This window comes from Candidatus Omnitrophota bacterium, assembly GCA_040755155.1.
In the GTDB taxonomy this organism is placed as follows: domain Bacteria; phylum Hinthialibacterota; class Hinthialibacteria; order Hinthialibacterales; family Hinthialibacteraceae; genus JBFMBP01.
On record JBFMBP010000037.1, the window covers coordinates 112,604 to 130,561 of the forward strand.

The 17,958-nt window shown below is 52.4% G+C and carries 20 protein-coding genes; 15 read left to right on the forward strand and 5 right to left on the reverse strand.

Annotated elements, in window-relative coordinates; genetic code table 11:
- Window positions 1-203 precede the first annotated feature (203 nt).
- From pdxA to AB1656_04700, 7 genes are all read left to right on the forward strand, one after another.
- On the forward strand, window positions 204-1,220 hold the full coding sequence (pdxA, locus tag AB1656_04670; GenBank protein MEW6234659.1) for a 4-hydroxythreonine-4-phosphate dehydrogenase PdxA: 1,017 nt from the start codon (window positions 204-206) through the stop codon (window positions 1,218-1,220).
- Between the two features lie 361 nt (window positions 1,221-1,581).
- Window positions 1,582-1,779: a DUF2283 domain-containing protein gene (locus AB1656_04675; GenBank protein ID MEW6234660.1), complete on the forward strand. Its 198-nt coding sequence runs from the start codon at window positions 1,582-1,584 to the stop codon at window positions 1,777-1,779.
- A gap of 208 nt (window positions 1,780-1,987) precedes the next feature.
- Window positions 1,988-2,206 (forward strand): YgiT-type zinc finger protein, encoded by a 219-nt coding sequence (locus tag AB1656_04680; GenBank protein ID MEW6234661.1) that lies wholly within the window; start codon window positions 1,988-1,990, stop codon window positions 2,204-2,206.
- A gap of 73 nt (window positions 2,207-2,279) precedes the next feature.
- Entirely contained in the window at window positions 2,280-2,495 is a 216-nt protein-coding gene (locus tag AB1656_04685) for a type II toxin-antitoxin system HicB family antitoxin (protein MEW6234662.1), read from the forward strand.
- Between the two features lie 29 nt (window positions 2,496-2,524).
- Entirely contained in the window at window positions 2,525-2,719 is a 195-nt protein-coding gene (locus tag AB1656_04690) for a type II toxin-antitoxin system HicA family toxin (GenBank protein ID MEW6234663.1), read from the forward strand.
- Window positions 2,720-2,835: 116 nt separating this feature from the next.
- Window positions 2,836-3,864 carry a Holliday junction branch migration DNA helicase RuvB gene (ruvB, locus tag AB1656_04695; GenBank protein ID MEW6234664.1) on the forward strand — a complete coding sequence of 343 codons (1,029 nt, stop codon included), beginning with the start codon at window positions 2,836-2,838 and terminating at the stop codon, window positions 3,862-3,864.
- 462 nt (window positions 3,865-4,326) lie between these two features.
- Window positions 4,327-5,676: a (Fe-S)-binding protein gene (locus tag AB1656_04700; protein ID MEW6234665.1), complete on the forward strand. Its 1,350-nt coding sequence runs from the start codon at window positions 4,327-4,329 to the stop codon at window positions 5,674-5,676.
- Window positions 5,677-5,782: 106 nt separating this feature from the next.
- On the opposite strand, the gene AB1656_04705 is transcribed toward AB1656_04700, so the two are convergent.
- Together AB1656_04705 and AB1656_04710 are read right to left on the reverse strand one after the other, a co-directional pair.
- Window positions 5,783-6,997: a peptidylprolyl isomerase gene (locus tag AB1656_04705; protein ID MEW6234666.1), complete on the reverse strand. Its 1,215-nt coding sequence runs from the start codon at window positions 6,995-6,997 to the stop codon at window positions 5,783-5,785.
- Window positions 6,998-7,175: 178 nt separating this feature from the next.
- Window positions 7,176-7,850 carry a PTS sugar transporter subunit IIA gene (locus AB1656_04710; GenBank protein ID MEW6234667.1) on the reverse strand — a complete coding sequence of 225 codons (675 nt, stop codon included), beginning with the start codon at window positions 7,848-7,850 and terminating at the stop codon, window positions 7,176-7,178.
- A 360-nt stretch (window positions 7,851-8,210) separates the two neighbouring features.
- Between AB1656_04710 and AB1656_04715 the strand changes: the two genes are divergently transcribed.
- Window positions 8,211-8,447, forward strand: a complete 237-nt coding sequence (locus tag AB1656_04715; GenBank protein ID MEW6234668.1) for a hypothetical protein — start codon at window positions 8,211-8,213, stop codon at window positions 8,445-8,447.
- 235 nt (window positions 8,448-8,682) lie between these two features.
- On the opposite strand, the gene AB1656_04720 is transcribed toward AB1656_04715, so the two are convergent.
- Window positions 8,683-9,687 (reverse strand): aldo/keto reductase, encoded by a 1,005-nt coding sequence (locus AB1656_04720; protein MEW6234669.1) that lies wholly within the window; start codon window positions 9,685-9,687, stop codon window positions 8,683-8,685.
- 81 nt (window positions 9,688-9,768) lie between these two features.
- Window positions 9,769-10,353: an SH3 domain-containing protein gene (locus tag AB1656_04725; GenBank protein ID MEW6234670.1), complete on the reverse strand. Its 585-nt coding sequence runs from the start codon at window positions 10,351-10,353 to the stop codon at window positions 9,769-9,771.
- A 37-nt stretch (window positions 10,354-10,390) separates the two neighbouring features.
- On the opposite strand from AB1656_04725, the gene AB1656_04730 reads away from it, so the two are divergent.
- The 7 genes from AB1656_04730 (at window position 10,391) to AB1656_04760 (ending at window position 16,714) form a co-directional block, all read left to right on the forward strand.
- Complete coding sequence (locus AB1656_04730; protein ID MEW6234671.1) at window positions 10,391-10,618, forward strand: hypothetical protein; 228 nt, start codon at window positions 10,391-10,393, stop codon at window positions 10,616-10,618.
- A gap of 77 nt (window positions 10,619-10,695) precedes the next feature.
- On the forward strand, window positions 10,696-12,240 hold the full coding sequence (locus AB1656_04735; GenBank protein ID MEW6234672.1) for an FAD-dependent thymidylate synthase: 1,545 nt from the start codon (window positions 10,696-10,698) through the stop codon (window positions 12,238-12,240).
- 111 nt (window positions 12,241-12,351) lie between these two features.
- On the forward strand, window positions 12,352-13,704 hold the full coding sequence (locus AB1656_04740) for an MATE family efflux transporter (protein MEW6234673.1): 1,353 nt from the start codon (window positions 12,352-12,354) through the stop codon (window positions 13,702-13,704).
- Window positions 13,705-14,146: 442 nt separating this feature from the next.
- Window positions 14,147-15,031 (forward strand): AmmeMemoRadiSam system protein B, encoded by an 885-nt coding sequence (amrB, locus tag AB1656_04745; GenBank protein MEW6234674.1) that lies wholly within the window; start codon window positions 14,147-14,149, stop codon window positions 15,029-15,031.
- Window positions 15,028-15,630 carry an AmmeMemoRadiSam system protein A gene (gene amrA / locus AB1656_04750; protein ID MEW6234675.1) on the forward strand — a complete coding sequence of 201 codons (603 nt, stop codon included), beginning with the start codon at window positions 15,028-15,030 and terminating at the stop codon, window positions 15,628-15,630. Before amrB ends, amrA begins: the two co-directional genes overlap by 4 nt.
- Window positions 15,631-15,635: 5 nt before the next feature.
- Window positions 15,636-16,073 (forward strand): hypothetical protein, encoded by a 438-nt coding sequence (locus tag AB1656_04755; GenBank protein MEW6234676.1) that lies wholly within the window; start codon window positions 15,636-15,638, stop codon window positions 16,071-16,073.
- Complete coding sequence (locus AB1656_04760; protein ID MEW6234677.1) at window positions 16,070-16,714, forward strand: acetyltransferase; 645 nt, start codon at window positions 16,070-16,072, stop codon at window positions 16,712-16,714. The genes AB1656_04755 and AB1656_04760 overlap by 4 nt, the downstream gene beginning before the upstream one ends.
- 96 nt (window positions 16,715-16,810) lie before the next feature.
- Here the strand turns inward: AB1656_04760 and AB1656_04765 are convergent, their stop codons facing one another.
- Window positions 16,811-17,794 (reverse strand): aldo/keto reductase, encoded by a 984-nt coding sequence (locus AB1656_04765; protein MEW6234678.1) that lies wholly within the window; start codon window positions 17,792-17,794, stop codon window positions 16,811-16,813.
- Window positions 17,795-17,958 lie beyond the last annotated feature (164 nt).

The window sequence follows — 17,958 nt, forward strand, 5'->3', positions numbered from 1 at the left end:
TTGGCGGGGTGAGCCTCGCTTTATCCACCCTGCAATTCATGAGGAATTTCAGAAGAGAAACATGGAAAGGAAATGCGAAATGCCTTAGCATTGCCGCCCTGGTTTATATTTTTTGGGGGGAATTGCAAAAAAGGCGAATCTATGGAAAAATGACTATCACGCTTAACATGCAGTCTGTAAATTTTTCCCATAGGTAAATGTTCATGATCAAGCCTCGCCTCGCCGTAACGATGGGCGATCCCGCCGGCGTAGGACCGGAAATCATCGCCAAAGCTTTGAGCCATTCCGAAACTTTGTTGCATTGCCAACCGGTGATTGTGGGTTCGAAGCGCGTCCTCGAACGCGCCTTTCAATTCGCCCAAACCTCATTTCCCTATCAAACGTGGAGCAACGGCAATCTTCCCGACTCCTGGCCAGGAGTCGCCCTTTTCAACGACGAGGAGCGTCTGTGCGACGCGATTCCCTTGGCTCAAGTGGACGCCGTTTGCGGCGATTGCGCTTACGCCTGGCTGGTGCGCGCCATCCAATGGGCGAAAGAGAAACAAATCGACGCCATCGTTACCGCTCCCTTGCATAAAGAAGCGTTGAATCAGGCGGGACATCATTACGCCGGCCATACGGAAATTCTAGCCGATGAAACCGGCGTCAAGGATTTCAGCCTTATGTTAATATCGGGACGCTTCCGCGTTACGCACGTTACATGCCATGTCGCCATAAAAGACGTTTCTTCTTTTATTACCCAAGAGCGCGTCGCCTGCGTTATACGTCTGTTCGACGCAGCTCTGACGCGCATCGACGGCAAGCGTCCCATCATCGCCGTCTGCTCCCTCAATCCTCATGCGGGCGAAGGCGGCCTGTTCGGACGCGAAGAGATCGACGCCATTCGCCCCGCCATCGCGCAATGCTCGGCGGAAGGGATAACGGCCTACGGCCCCTATCCGCCCGATTCCATCTATCCCCAGCTGGCGGGCGGCAAATTCGACGGCGTCGTCGCCATGTACCACGACCAGGGGCACATTCCCTTCAAAATGTCTAACTTCGCCTTCGATCCCCATACCCAGGAATGGAAAACCGTCGCGGGCGTGAACGTAACGCTGGGTTTGCCCATCATCCGAACCTCCGTCGATCACGGCACCGCCTTCGATCTGGCGGGAACCGGCAAAGCTTCCGAACGCTCGCTATTGGACGCCATCGACGCGGCGGTTAAACTGGCGGGATGAGAAATAATTCCATTCATTGAATATCAAAAACAATATTTCTTTCAATATAAATTCTGTTTTTTTCAATAATCTCATTTGAAGCAAGGAAAAGCATTGTAAAAGATTCGTTGGACATCGCATGCCCTTCAAAAAATCGCCTATCGCGACATCGAGAGGGCGGAAGTAGAAAAGACGCTCCAGCATCCGGAATATCGCGTTGAAGGAGATTTACAACGTATGATTCTTATGCGGCGATATTATGATACACTATTACAATAGGAGATGTTGCTTCGCGCCGTTATCAAAGAGACTGATCGGGAAATTACGGTTATTACCGTATATAAAACATCCCGAATTGAATACTATTAAAAGGTTTATAACCATGAAAGTCACTTATGATCGCGAAACCGACTCTCTGACTATCTACTTTCGAGAAGTCCCGGTAAAGGAAAGCGATGAATTGCGTCCGGGCGTCATCGCCGATTTGGGATATGATAACGAAATTGTCAGCCTTGAGATTTTAAGGGCGTCGAAAGTCGTTCAAAACACCAAAGAATTTCAGTTCGCTATTAGCGAATAGCGCAATGCGCAAGTTTCTATTGAAATAAGAGGTTCTTGCAAAAATGGTATAATTTTCTTTTCAATTCTCCTCCCAAGCTTGGGGGGAGTTAGAGGGGGGTTGATTTTGTTAGACTTATCTCAACACCCTCCTAACCTCCCCCAAGCTTGGGGGAGGAATAATATAGTTTTGCAAGAGGCTCATAAAAATAATCATATTCCAATGCCATATTTGCGGATCGACGGAATGCCGCGATGGGACGGCGCAGGAAATTTTCATGATCGGAGAACATCCGGCGTTGGTGGAAAATATCCCGGCTCGAATCTGTCTCCGATGCGGCGAACCTGTTTTTAGCAGCGATACCACGGAAAACATCCGCCAATTGATTCATGGAAACGCGCAGCCGGTAAAATCCATGACGATGGACGTATTTGAATATGTTTCATGATTTTACAAACCCATCCTGCGAGATTGATATTATTTCGTATAAATGAGATTTTAACGCATGGAGAAAATTAACAATGAAACGTACTTTTACCGCCTATGTAGAATGGGACGAGGAAACGAAATTATATATTGGAATCGTGCCGGGCATTCCAGGCGCCCATACCGAGGGAGCGACATTGGACGAGCTGAATCATAACCTGAAAGAAGTGCTCGAACTCTGCCTGGAGGAATTAAGCGACGAATACATTCCCCAGTTTGTAGGCCTTCAACAAATTGAAGTCGCCTTTTGAGCCGGTTGCCCATACTCAAACTCAGAACAATGGATCGCGCATTGCGCGAATTGGATTTTGTTCCCACACGTCAAAAAGGAAGTCACGTTTTCTATCGGCATCCGGATGGCCGAACTACATCGGTTCCGAATCACCCCGGACGCGATATCCCACGGTCTTTATTGCGAGAAATTTTACGGGAAATCGAAATATCACCCGATCAGCTCATTGATATTTTGAAGTGAGTAAAAAAGGAAACCACTCGACCAAGCATACCTTTGTCAAAAACAGACCTATTCGTATGATAATACATACATTATTCCAATTTACCTTAAAGGTATTTGACTGTTATTAACATCCTATGGAAAACAATCCCCCGCATCGCCTCATCGATCCCAAACTCGAAGCCGCAGAGACGGAAGACGCCGCCAGCCTTCGTCCTCAGCAACTTACCTATTTCATCGGCCAGGAAGAAGCTAAAAGAAAACTCGCCATCTGCATCGCCGCCGCCGTGAAGCGGGGAGAGGCGCTGGATCATGTGCTTCTCTCCGGACCGCCGGGATTGGGGAAAACCACGCTGGCTCATATCGTCTCCCAGGAAATGGGCGTGGGAATCCGCGCCACGGCGGGGCCGGTGATCGAACGTAAAGCCGATCTGGCGGGCATCCTCACGGAATTGCAGCCGGGCGACGTCCTCTTTATCGACGAGATTCACCGCCTGAACCGAGTGGTGGAAGAATGCCTTTATCCGGCGATGGAGGATTTCTTTTTCGACATTATGATCGGCGAAGGGCCGCACGCCAAATCGGTCAAAATCGACCTGCCCCATTTCACGCTTGTTGGCGCCACGACGCGGTCGGGCATGTTGACCGGCCCGTTGCGCGACCGCTTCGGGATTCAGTGCCGTCTCAATTTTTACGAAACGGAAGACATTTATCAAATTCTCCTGCGCTCCGCCCGCATTCTTAACATCCCTTACGATCCGGATGGGCTGGCGGAATTGTCCAACCGTTCCCGCCGCACGCCGCGCGTCGCCAACCGGCTGCTGCGGCGCGTTCGGGATTACGCCCAGGTGAAGGCGGATGGGAAAATCACTCCCGCCGTAGCCAAGGAAGCTTTGGAGATGCTGGGCATCGACGCCGCCGGGCTGGATCAGATGGACCGCATGATCCTCTCCACTATCGCAGAAAAATTCGGCGGCGGCCCTGTAGGGCTGAAAACCATCGCCATCGCGCTGGGCGAAGATGAGGCCACATTGGAAGAGGTTTACGAACCGTTTCTCATCCAGGAAGGCTTTCTTAACCGCACGCCGATGGGGCGCGTGCTTTCCCGCCTTGCTTACGAACATATCGGCGTCCATCCGCCGAAGGATCATTCCATGCTTTTTTGAAAGGGAGGCTCATCAGGAGATTCGCCCTCCCCGTATTCGTATTTTAACAATAAGACGGGTGGCAAGGGCAAGGTTTTTCCTGCCCTGCGATTTCCCCATCCTCCTCATTTCTTTTCTGAAACACTTTTTGTAAGCGTTATTAGTGGGTAAAGCAGGCGTCTCGCCTGCAATAGGATGACAGGCGAGACGCCTGTTTTACCCAGTTTCTTCCCGATTTAGCCCGCGATCCGCGTGTGGGATGCTCTTATGAAATACCAGAGTAGAAGAGGCTTACAGCCTCTTGAAAGGAGAAACAAAGAGCCAGGATGGCTCTTCTACATTTCTTCCTGCTTTCTTCGAGAACCTTTCCTCGGTAAGAGATCATCATTCATCACTCATCATTCATCATTCCTCATTGTTTTTTCATGCCCCTCTTTGTAAGATCATAAGTTAAAGCGAACTATCCATCGAACAGGAAATCCAATGAACGCGCCATTCCATCCCGAAGAACTGCAACGCCCCTTGAATATGGGATATTTCGAGGGGGTGAATATACCCGATTACGACAAAATACTGAATTGCGTGCGGTGCGGCATGTGCCTTCCCCACTGCCCCACTTACACCGAAATGAAAATCGAGCGCGCCTCGCCTCGGGGCCGCGCCGCCCTGGTCCGCGCCGTGGCCGACGGCAAGCTGGAACTCAGCCCCAACTTCGCCAATCAGATGTTTCTCTGCTTGGATTGCCGCGCCTGCGAAACCGCCTGTCCTTCCGGCGTACGCATCGGCTACCTGATCGAGTCGGCCCGTTCCCAGGCGGAGCAGAATCTGCGCCGCAATCCGATAACCAAACTGTTTCGCCACTTTCTTTTCGGCTGGCTCTTCATGCGCCATTGGCGGCTGGAATGGGCGGCTTTTCCATTGCGGCTCTATCAAAAAAGTGGATTGCGAGCCTTTTTGCGCCGTATTGGCATATTCAAACTTTTACCCAGCCGCCTGCGCATGATGGAAGCTTTGACGCCGGACGGATTGACTGCGCCGTTCCGCAAAACCCTGCCGGATATGGTTCCCGCCCAAGGGGAAGAGAAAGCGCGGGTGGGCTATTTTCTCGGCTGTATGATGAGCCTTCTTTTCAATAAAACCACCACCGCCACCATCAAAGTTCTCACGCGCAGCGGTTGCGCCGTCTTGACGCCGAAAGCCATCCGCTGCTGCGGCGCGCCTTCGATGTCGGAAGGCTTCAAGCACAAAGCCTTCAAGATGATGAAATTCAATATCGATCTTTTCGCAACGCTGAACGTCGATTATATCGTCACCGACTGCGCCGCCTGCGCCGCCGCCTTGAAGGAATACGAAGAGATTTTCGAAGATGACGAAGAATACAAGGAAAAATCGAAAACTTTTAGCAAAAAAGTGCGTGAAATCACGGAATTCCTCGCCGCCTGGCCCCACTACGCCGGTTCAACCTCGTCCCAACCCAACCGCAAGGTTATTTATGACGAACCTTGCCACCTCTGCCACGCCCAACAGGTTTGGGAGCAACCCAAAAAACTTATCCGCGAAACGCCGGGCGTAGAACTGTTGAAACTGCCGGAATCGGAGTGGTGCTGCGGCAGCGCCGGTTTATACAACATCACCCATCACGGCATGGCGATGAAGATTCTGGACCGCAAGATGAATAACATCGAAAAAACCGGCGCCGATCTTCTCGTTACCGCCAATCCCGGCTGCCTGCTGCAACTTGGCTACGGCGTCCGCGAACGCGGCTTGAAGATGGAAGTCAAACACGTGATCGAGCTTCTCGAAGGCGGAAACGGCGAAGCGGAAAAACAATGATGAATGATGAATGATGAATCATATAGAGTGAGATAAAAGCGAAGCGTAGCCACCAACGTCTCCCAGTCTCCCAGTCTCCCAGTCTCCCAGTTCACCAGTCTCCCTATCACGCGCCGGGGGATATCGTATCCATTTTGACCAGATAACGAAAATGAATACGCTCCAACAGGCTTTTGGCTGTGTGGTGGGGCGAGTCTTGGAATTGTTTCATTTCAATGCGGAACAAGAGGTCCGCATGGCGATAGCGGGCGAAGGCGTTCGTCTTGCGCACGACATCGACATTCTTGTCCCATTCTCTGGCATAAGCCGCTTGCAGCAACGCTTTGCGGTAATCCTCGTTGGAAACGGATTCGGGAGAGGAGCCGTCCACATTCCGCAACGCCGGCGATAAGCCTTCGCTCGAAAGACCGAGAAGCTTGAAACGATGGACTTTTCGTTTATCCTCTACCAGTTTTTCGCGAATCGCCTCTTTGCATTCGTCAAAGGGAATCAATCCCTCCGGTTCCTCATCCAACGCTTGGATGAAATGAAGCGATTCTCCCACGCGGATGGGACCAGTAACTTCTCCGATCTCCAAGGACCAGAGAGCGCGGTCGAACGCTTCATGAAACGCCCCTTTCGCGTGCCATCCCAAGATTCCGCCTTTGTCGACGCTCTCGGATCGCGATTCCTGACGGATCAAATCGAAAAAATCCTCTCCGCTTTCCAAGCGGGTGAGAATATTGCGGGGCGTTGTTTTGGAGGGATCCGACGGATCGGGAGGATCGTCGTTTTCGATCATGAGGTGACGGGTCAACCGCTTGCCATCCCGGCGAAAATCGTCGGGATGGGCGACGTAATAGGCTAGAATTTCTTTTTGAGGAACATCGGGAGTAATTTTAGCCAAATCCTGCTCCATACATTCCATCATCAATGTATGGCGATATTCCTCTACCTCCTTGCCGTCGTCATTCATGCTATTCGCCAACCAACGCAAATTCAAATAGCGGATTAAGGAGATATGCTGGACGATGCGGCCGATTAAAAACTGGCCGGTCGGCGATTGAAGCCAAACCGGATCTTCCCGATCCAATCCATTTACGTCTTCCGGAGTCAGTTCCAGAGCGGTTAAGATGGGGCTTTCGTAGAGGGGGGGCGTGAGAAAATACAGCTGGATATCCTCCTTGGCGACCATCCCCCCATCGAACAGGGCGACAACGCCCGACTGAGAAAGCCGTTTCATGAAGGCGTCGCGGCTCGCACGGTAATAGGCCGTATAGATAAGACCGAAAAAAATGGGCGTGAAAAAAAACAGAATGGCCCACCGCGTTTTGACAGACATACCTTTCGCCTCTGCGATCGCCGTTTGGACGAATTCGGCGCCTGAGCAACGGCCGCCCCTGTAAAATCGGCGCCATTCCAAACTTCTTTAATTTAATCGATTCGCGCCTTGCGGGATAGGAATAGACGTTAAGTACGAACGAGGAAAGGTAAAAATCATTCGAGATAAGGGATTCGTTTTATCCGCAGATGATGGCGGGAGCCATGCGGGTCAAAACGCCGACGAATTCATGCGGCGTTATCGCCTGCCGCAACAAATCCAGCGTGAAAGGCTCCCGGACAATGGAATTGACGGCGCTCAACAATTTTAAATGAAGCCGGTTTCTAGGCGAACAAAGCATAAATACGAGATCGACCGGCAGGCCGTCTACGGCTTGGAAATCGACCGCCTGCTTTAGCCGCGCGGCAACAACGAGGGGAACGCGAAAAAGATCGTTGATGGGATGCCAGGCATGGGGAAGCGCCACGCCGCGCCCAACGCCGGTCGTCGACATTTTTTCTCGCTCTAGCAGGGCGTTATAAAAAATGTCCCGTTGCAGCAAATGGCCTTCGTCCGCTAAGTGATCGGCCATCTTCCGCAAGGCGTCGGCGGCGGACGCCGCATTCAAATCCAATAATACCCGGCTTGGGGAAAAGACCTGAAATTCTTCCTCCAATTCCCAGGCATTTTCCATGCCGCCATTCGCATCCACGCCCCCATTCAATACCCACTTTTCCAAGTGGATGGGATGAAACCGCCACTGGTTGCCGATCTTCGTAGCGGGTATTTTGTCGTTTTGTATCATCCGTAGAATCGTGCGTTGATTGACCTGCAGAAGATCGCCGACTTCTTTTATCGTTAATAGCTTTTGCACGAGAAACGCCCCCAAAAAATAAAACCGAACGCCATGAAATATTTCTCACGGCTTTCGGAACTCGTTCTAATCGAATAATAATTTACTTTCGCCAACGCCACCTAAGAGTCGCTTCTGGCTACGCTTCGCTTTGAGCCTACCCTACGGTTCTAACCGGCTCTCGTTCGCATCCAGCGAATGGGATGCTCCAATCAAAAACTTTTCAAAAGACTCATAAATAGATTACTATTAAACTTGCTTTCGCTGTCCAACACGATTATAATTATACCTAGTTGTCATTCATTGTCAATTCTTGTTCTACGGAGATTAAGGAAGCGCCTCAAATATACGGCAATAGAAATAGGCCAGAGGAGACGATAAATGCTCGATTTCAACAGAAAGATAGAATTTCACGTTGGGGATTCCGTGCTGCTGGACGGTTGGGAAGAAACAAAAGGATTGATCGAATCGATTCGCGTGATTTCCGATGCGAAACTGGTAGAAGAGTATATCGGCGCTCCATCGGATATCGTCGTAACAGTGAGGATGAAAGACGCCATCGTCAACAAACGGGGTTACGATGTCGTTCTCGTCAATTCGTCCGACCTGTACAGATAATTAATAATGCCAAGATCGCTCCACTCCTTATGAGCCGATCGATAGAAAACATGATATATCTATAGAACGATCGATATACTGATCGATAATATATTTTTTTTGGGCGAAGAAAGAAATCGTTTTTTCTCGAATAGAATTTTAGCGGCGCTTCGTATAGAAGACTAACAATCCCCAAAAATATTAAGGGAGAGAATCGATCTCTCCCTTCTTTTCGATTGCTCTATCCATCCAACCATTATCCAATAATTTCCCGCAGGGGAGGCAGCGCCTCTTTCCAAGGATTGCGGCGCCAAGCGAAACGTTTCAATTCGCGCATTTGATTGGAACTCAACCGCTTTCCATCCGAGGGCGCCGTATTCAACTCGGCTTGCCGGAGGTTGCGGATGCCGGGGATAACTACATCCGCCTCATCATGACTCAATACCCATCTCATAGCGAGTTCGGCCAATGGCATTCCGGGCAAGTTGCGTTGCGCCCATTCCCTAATCGCTTCCACCCTCTCTACCGTCGCATGCAGATTGCCGCCGCTAAAATAGATCGAGCGAAAATCGTCTACGGCGAACGTTTCATCCCCTTTATACTTGCCGGTCAGGGAACCTTCGTCGAAGGGAACGCGGACGATGGTTCCGATATCGTACTGTTTGCAAACCGGAAACAGCGTTTCGCGGGGATGCTGTTCGAAGAGATTGAAGATGAGTTGCAGGGAATCGATCGTTCCGGTTTGAAGCGCGCCGATGACGCATTCGGGAAACGATTCCGTCGTGGAAACGCCATAGGCGCGGATTTTGCCGTCCTTCTTCAGTTTCTCGCCCGCTTCGAATATCTCATCCGCCGTATTCCAGGTTTCGCACCAGGTATGCAGTTGATAGATGTCCAGACAATCCGTCTGAAGATTCTTCAAACTGGTTTCCACTCCCGCAACGATATAGGACGCAGGAAAAGCCTTTTCGTGAGGCGTCCATGAGGGAGGATTCCATAATAAGTTCTTGGGAGGAAGTTTCGTAGCGACGTAGATGCGCTCCCGCCGTTCTTTCAGAACTTTGGCGATAATGCGCTCGCTGCGCCCCTCGCCGTAGGCTTGCGCCGTATCGATGAAATTGCCGCCTAAGTCGATATATTTCTGCAAAGCGGCCAACGAATCGGAATCGCTTTGATCACCCCACATGCCTCCGATCGCCCAGGCGCCGAAGCCAATCTCCGATAGTTCCCAGCCCATGCGTCCAAAACGGCGCGACTTCATAATTTCCTCCAGATTTTGATCTTCATCGATGAAGCAACCGGCAATCGCTCCCAAAACAAAGTCGGGTGAGGCGGCGCGGATTCAATTCTTTGGCTGCTCTTTGCCGGTAGCTTCGTTTTTGGACGAATCGGTAGAACCGGCATCGATCGCCTCGCTGGCGGACAGCGATTCCGCTACGGCGGAGAGCGTGGCGTTATTGATGGCGCCCGCGGCGGTAAGCGAATCTTTTTTCTCCGCTTCCGCGAATTTCGTCCGATCGACGAGGACGTCGCGCCGAATCCATCCTTCCAAATTTCCCCAACAAGCAATTTTTACCCATTCGCTGTCGGCGGGGGATTCCAGGATTTTGATTTCCAAACCATTACAAAGATTTTCCAAACGATCGGCGTCGTCCAGTGGACGGCTGCGCAGAGGAGTTTTTCTTCCTATCAGAACCTTTCCCGCCGCCGTGACTTCCATCACGTCGCGGGCGTAATATTGGAAAAGACGCTTGTCCGGCGTCAAGATCGTTACTACAATTCGGTCGAATTCCCGAACGATCGCCCGTCCTTCTCTTGGACCATATTTTGTAATAACTACAGCCGCGCCGCCTGAAGACGGCTGCAAAGCGGGGAGAAGGAAAAAGACCATAAAAAGAATAAAAACGGTTTTTATTTTTGCATTCATCGCATCGATCCTCATGTGGGGATGGTAACCAGGGTTCATGTTTTTTTCAACGTCCAAAAGGCCTATAAAGTATCGCTTGCGCCGTTCCGCTTGGCTAGTTCTTCTGATCCTGAGCTTCTTTTACGCTTCCTGCGCCCAGGCTCCGCGCCGCGAGCCGCCAACGCCTCCAGCGCAAGCCGCAACAAGCGAAAAACCGGCGGCGGAGGACAAGCAGCCGGATAAGAAGCCAGCGCTGAAGGATTTGAAGGGCTACTTGCTGCCGTAAGGAGAACTGGCGGGGATCGCTTCGTTTGATCTACCCTACAAAGGTTGTGAATTGATTAAAAGGAAAAGGGTTGAGGCATGAAAGCGCGTTTTTTATCTCCAGAACCCGTGGTGGAGTTAGTCAAGCGCTTCGATGGGGCTTATGAAAATTTTCTGGCCGCCGCGAGAACCTGCTATTCCTCCAAGGGCATTGTTTCCGAACAAGATATCGGCGACCGTTGGGATTTTCTCGCCCAAAGCCTCTACCGCGCCGGGCATCATACCACCTTGCAGCACGCCCATTATCAATTCGCCCTCGATCGCGTCTCGCGCCATTTTCTGTGGTCGTTCCTCCACTCCCATCCTTTTTACAACTCGGAACAAGCAAGCCAACGCTACGTGGAGGTCAAATCCGGCTGCGCCGCCATACCGCCGTTGAGCGGCCAGGCGCTTTCCCTTTACGAAGAGACTATCGCCTTTCAGATGGATCGCTACCGTTCGCTGACGGCGCGGCTCATGCCGTTGGCGGAGGAGCAATACGTCCGGCGTTTTCCCAAGCGTCCTCTCGATAAAGCGAGATTCCGCGGCGATGTCAAGAAAAAAGCCCAGGAAATCGCCCGCTACGTTCTTCCCGTCGCTACGTTTTCCTATCTCTATCACACGATCAGCGCCGTTACGCTTATGCGCTATTGGCGGCTCTGCCAGCAGCAAGACGCCCCGCTGGAACAGCGCATCGTCGCCGAGAAGATGATTCAAGCCCTCTTGAAAGCCGAACCCAAGTTTGAAGCCATCCTGGAAGAACCGCTGGAGCCGGAGACGCTTCCCGAATGGGATTGTCTTCGCAACGGCGCCGGCGCGGGATTCGCCGCCCAATTCATCGCCGAATTCGACGCCAGCCTCGAAGGCCGCGTCTCCAAACTAGTAGATTGCAAACCAAAAAACGAAGCCTTGCTGGCCGATTCCGTGCGCGAGGTTCTAGGCCGCCCCCGCCAAACGATGTCCGATGAAGAAGCCATCGGCGTGGCCCTCGATCCCGAACGCAACCGCCTGCTGGGTGAGTCGCTCAACCTGACCACAATGGCAAAATTGACGCGCTGCCTGTTTCATCCGTCCTATACGTTCCGCAAAAAAATCAGCCATACGGCGGATTCTCAGGATCAGCGCCACCGCATGACGCCCGCCTCCCGCCCCATCCTCGCCGCGCATCTGACCGGCGATCCCGACTTCATCACGCCGGAACTAATCAAGATGGACGACGGCGTACTCTACGAATACGCCGAGACGATGGAACGGACATGGGACGCCATCCGCCAATTGCAGCGATGGGGAGTCGAGGACGAATTCGTTCAATACCTTCTGCCCAACGCCGCCGCCGTACGCTTTACGGAATCGGCCGATCTGCTCAACCTGCGCCACAAACTCGCCATGCGATTGTGCTATAACGCCCAGGAAGAAATCTGGCGGGCCTCGCTGGACGAAGCGCGGCAAATTTGCCAGACCAATCCCCTAATTGGAAAATACCTATTACCCCCTTGTTCGCTGCGGCTGCTGTCCAACCAAAAACCGATCTGCCCCGAAGGCGAACGGTTTTGCGGGGAGAAGGTTTGGACATACGAATTGGACGATTATGATAGGATTATTTAATCAATATGGCCGCCTGGGAGCGCGGACGTCCCGGCCGCCAATGGGAAAAACATTGCGGGCGAAGACGCCCGCGTTCCCAGATCCGCAATATGAGTTGATGATAGAGATATTATGAAATCCCCATTTTTCGACGCCCGCTTGTTGCGGCGGCTTTGGGAAATTTCCTGGCCTACCATCGTCTACGCCATTCTGGAAACGACCGTAGGCTTGGCGGATATCTATTTTTCCGGCTTTTTGGGCAGCGACGCCGTGGCCGCCGTCGGATTTTCCCGCCAGATTTTTCTCGTGCTCATGATCGGCACGTTGGCGATAACCACCGGGACCATCACTCTGGTAGCTCAATATTTCGGGGCGGGACGCTGCGATATGGCTTCCGCGGCGGCGACGCAATCGCTGCGGCTGGCGGTTATCTCGGGTTTGATTCTCGGCGTCATCGGCGCGGCGTTGGCTAGTCCCAGCCTGCTGCTTTTGGGCGCGGAGGGCGATGTTCTGATTCAAGGGTCGGCTTACTTGCGCATCCTCATGGGCGGCGTCGTCTTCTTGATGATCAATTATTCCGTCAACGCCGTTTTCCGCGCACTGGGCGATACGAAGACGCCGCTGAAGATCACATCGGTCATTAACGTTTTGAATATAGGATTGGATTACGTTTTCGTATTCGGCCTGAGCTTCATTCCCGCTTTGGGAGTCAAGGGCATCGCTTTGGGAACCATTATGGCGCGGGCGCTGGGAGCCGCCTGGGCTTTGGCGATATTGTCCCTTCCCTCCCGCGAAGTGAGGTTAATCTGGGATTTGCCCGCGCAAAAAGACCTAATAACTCGTCTATTGAGCATCGGCCTGCCGTCGGGTTTTTCCGGCTTCTTCCGCAACGGCGCCCGCATTGTTTTTTTCGCCATTCTCGCTTCCACATCGGCGGGAACGGCGGCAGTGGCCGTAGCCTCCATCGGCTTTCAGGTGCGCATGTTGGCCATCATGCCCGCTCTCGCCATCCAAGCGGCGGTCTCCGCACTTGTCGGCCAGAGCATCGGCGCCAACAATCTCGAAGAAGCGGAAGGCTACGGATGGACATCGATCAAGTTCTGCGTTTTGATTTTCGGATTTCTGAGCCTCTTGCTTTTTTTGTTTCCCGCGCGAATCGTCCGCTTATTCACCGATGTTCCAGAAGTAATTTCCCTAGCGAACGCGGCTATGCGCTTCATCGCTTTGGAGCAATTCTGCAATTGCGTTTCCATCGTGGCGAGCGGCGCTTTGTCCGGCGCGGGAGATACGAAGCCGCCGATGCGCTATACGATCTTTTCTCAGTGGTTTCTGATGCTGCCGCTGGCGTTATGGTTCTCCTATCAACCATCGATGAATATCTGGGGCGTTTGGCTGGCTTGGGGCATGGCGCCCGCCGTCCAACTCCTATTGACGGTTCTTCGCTTCACGAGCGGCGAATGGAAATCGATCAAAGCGGCGATTTGACTAATACCAGTCTGCATTTAGATTGTTGCTTTTAAGTTCCCTCGCCCTCTGGGAGAGGGTTAGGGTGAGGGGAAGCTCAATCAATTCTTGCTAATATGCGTCCTTTTTTTGATAAAGAAAATTATATTAACCTTAACTTAATGGCATTGGGGCGAGGCTCCCGCCGACCCGCATAGAGACGATGGTTCGCCAAGAGGCTCACCCTCCCCACCTTTCCACCGTTTGTGCATCAAGCGTATAAGAAGGCGGAAACCATTGTTTTCCGTTTCCTTTTACGCTATTTGCGTTTACAATAGGAGTAGATTATGACATTTGGTTTTACGGATTGGGATTGTTTCAAAATCTCCCTCACCCAATCCCTTTCTCAAAGGGCGAGAGAACAATTCCGAATGTCATAGAGAAATGGTTCGCGAATCAAATTAAGCGGAGTGAAGGTTGATTCATGACGATTTTGAAGCCAAACGCCGCAGGACGCTTTTATCCGGCCAATTCCAAAATTCTCGCCGACGACGTCAAGGATTACTTGAACGAAGCGGCCATCGAACCCAGCGAAGAGCCGGTGCTAGCGGTCTTGTCGCCTCATGCGGGATACGTTTTTTCCGGGCCGATTGCGGGGTATTCGTTCCGTCATATTCAAAACCAATCCCCCGATACGGTGCTGGCGATCGCGTTGGCTCATCACGGCGCCGAAGGCGGCTGCGTCTTCGACGGAAAAGCGTTCGAGACGCCGTTAGGCTCCGTTTTCATCGATGGCGATCTCGTTTCCGCGCTGTTGGCGGAGGGGCCGCCCATTCAGGCGGATATCAGGCCGTATCTTGGCGAACATTCGATCGAAGTCAATCTTCCCTTTATCCAAACCGTCTTTCCCCAAGCGAAAATCGCGACGATTTTAATTACCCGCCTGGAGCCGTCCTTATGCCGCTCTATCGGCCATAAAATTGCGGGGGTTTTACGCCAATCTTCCAAAAAAATCCTCATCGTCGTCTCTTCAGACATGACTCACTATCCCCCTTACGACGACGCTAACCGCATCGACCAGGCCATGCTGAAAAGCATGGAATCCCTAAAACCGGACGTTATATATAAAGAGTTGGACAGATTATCTTCGGAGCGCGTCAAGGATTTGCATTGCGTGATGTGCGGTTCCGCCGCCATGATGACGGCCATCGAAGCCGCCGTGGAACTAGGCGCAACAAAAGCGAAAACGCTGCATTACCGCAACAGCGGCGACAGCCCTCACGGCGAACGCGACCGCGTGGTGGGCTATGGAGCGTTCGCTATTTACGGGGCATCAAGCGGCAAGCCAGCCATCGAGGTTTCTCCATGAAGCCTAAGATATTTTCCGACGCCGACAGAAAACAACTGCTGCGCATCGCCCGCGAAAGCATCCATGCCGGATTGCATAATAAAGCCTATTCGCCGGAAACTCCGTCTCCGCCGTTGACATTAGAGCGGGGCGTTTTCGTAACGTTAAAACATCGCGGCGAACTGCGGGGATGTTTGGGACGCTTCGAATCCGACGGAATTCCGTTAGCGCGGCTCATCGCCGTCATGGCGATGGAATCGGCCCGCCACGATTTCCGCTTCAGTCCCGTCGCTCTGGTTGAATTGCCGGAGATCGATATTCAAATATCCGTATTGACGCCGCTGGAGCCGGTCAAGGACATTTCCGAAATCGTCATCGGCGAGCATGGCCTGCAAATTCGGGGACGCGCAGGCGGGGGGATGCATCGCTCCGGCACGCTTCTGCCGCAAGTCGCTTCGGAGCATCGATGGGACGTAACCACCTTCCTAAACGCCACCTGCACCAAGGCGGGCTTACCCCAAAACGCCTGGAAAGATCCGCAGACGGAAATTTTCAAATACGGCGCCGAAGTCTTCGGGGATTTAGATTTTGCACAACCGCCCTTCCACGTGGATGAATAGCGCCTATGAACTTCACCTATGAGCTTCTTCCCAAATATCAACGTTTAAAAACATTGAGCCAGCAGCGCGGTATTCCGATCGAACCGGATTTCGGAGATTGGATCTGCTACCGGGGACAAATCGGCCTTGTTTTGGGTTACTATGAAGACGCGCTGGCGCTGGCGGACGAATACGCGGACATTCCCCTGCTTGAAAAGGATGCGATTCTAATAAAAAATTGGAGAGACGATCCCCATTTGATCCTCTTGCCCAGTATCGAAGATTTATTGAAAATCATTCAGGAATACAGCCATTATTCTCCCACTCTTACGCCGGAAGCCGCGCCGGACCGCATCGGCTGGCGCGCCGTCCATCCAAAGGCTTCTCCCATCCTATCCGCTTCCCTGCTCGAAGCGTTGCTCGATTTAGCCATACTACTCCTGGAACGGGATGAAACCGCATGAAAAACGTTCCCGAACGCGTTTTCCTTTATGGTTCCGGCGGCCATGCCAAGGTCATCATCGATATCCTGCGTCTGAACGGCGTAGAGGTCGCTGTCTGTCTGGACGACGATCCCGCCAAATCGGGCGGTCTGGTCATGGGCGTCCCTATTCGCTATGCGCCGGATGAACTAGCGCGATTGAAAGAGCAGGGCGTACTCACGGGCATTGTCGGCATCGGGAACAATCGCATCCGCGAAGAGAAAGCCGCTCTTCTCCGCGCCCAAGGCTTTCGACTCGCCGCGACGATGCATCCCGCCGCTATTATCGCCCGCGACGTTGTCATAGGAGATGGAACCGCCGTCATGGCGGGAGTAGTAGTGAATTGCGGCGCGCGTATCGGCGAAAACGCCATTCTCAACACTTCATGCAGCGTCGATCACGATTGCATCGTTGGAGACAACGTTCATATCTCTCCCGGCGCCCGTTTAGGGGGAACCGTCGTCATCGGCGACGGAACCCAAATCGGCATTGGAGCCGTGGTTCTGCCTAATCTGAAAATCGGAAGAAACGTCATCGTCGGCGGAGGCGCGGCGGTGATCGGCGATCTTCCCGACAGCGTCACGGCAGTCGGCGTTCCCGCGAGAATTATTCCCCAAAAATGATTCGTTGCATGAAGTAGGATGGGTCGCGTTTTTTGACCCATCGTTTTTCTTGGTTATAACAAATGATGGGTTAAACGGCGCGACCCATCCTACAATCTACGCCTTGTACCATTCTCTTTCCTTGCCTGCGAGATCGGAGACTTTGGCGATCAATTTTTCCCGCTTCTCCTTATCCATCGCGCTGAAGGAACGCGCGTATGCGATTTTTTCTTTGATCTCCTTGGCGCTCACCGCTCCCGTTATCAGGCAGCTGATGGGCAGCGACCATACGAAATGCAGCGCTTCCTCCACGCTGAGACGGTCAGGGATGACTCGCGATCCCTCTTTGCCGATAGTAATCAAGCGCCCGAACGCCAGCGTCTTCATCGCCAGCGCCCCGATTCCACACTCCGTCAATTGGGGCAGCACGTTGAGGCTGAAACTTTCATAGCTGGGATCGATGACGTTGATGGGCATTTGGCAGGTTGAGAATGGATTGTTCTCTTTCGTCCGTTCCAACATGCGCAAATGAGCTTTATACGTCATATGGCCGGTGAAACCGATATGGCGGACCTTGCCGCTTTCTTTCGCTTTCAGCGCCGTATCCAGCACGCCGTTGGCCAGACGCTCGTCGGCGTCTTCGGGACTTTCGAGGCCGTGAATCTGCCACAGATCGACGTATTCCGTTTTCAATCGCCGCAGCGAATTTTCCAGGTCTTGCAATGCTTTTTCGCCGGTCTTTTCCGTCGATTTGGTCATGAGGAAAATCACGTCGCGGTATTTGGGCGTCAACAATTTTCCCATGCGTTCTTCCGAGCCGCCGTTTTGGTATTGCACGGCGTTGTCAAAAAAGCGCACGCCGCCCTCCAACGCCGCTTCCATCAATTCCTGGGCGTCTTTCTCGCTGGCGTCGCCGAAATGGTATCCGCCTATTCCCAGCATCGTTACGGCTTCCCCCGTCTTACCTAAGGGACGAGTAGGCAACCAATCGCCGAGACGATCTTTCTTCTTTTCGGCAGCTTCGGCGAAAGAAAGTGGCGGCGCCATCGCAGCGGCGGCGAGCGCGGCGATGGATTGAATAAACTGACGGCGGTCTGTCATGATAGGAGCCTCCTTACGGCAGGATTTTTTTGTTTAGTCCGAAGTTCCTAAAGAAATAATCGGAATACTAGGCGTAACCATTGGATATTTTTGAGGTTGCGCTTTTTTGTGCGGCAAGGATTGTAGCCATGTAAATATGCAAATATTTTCATAATTTATTCTAT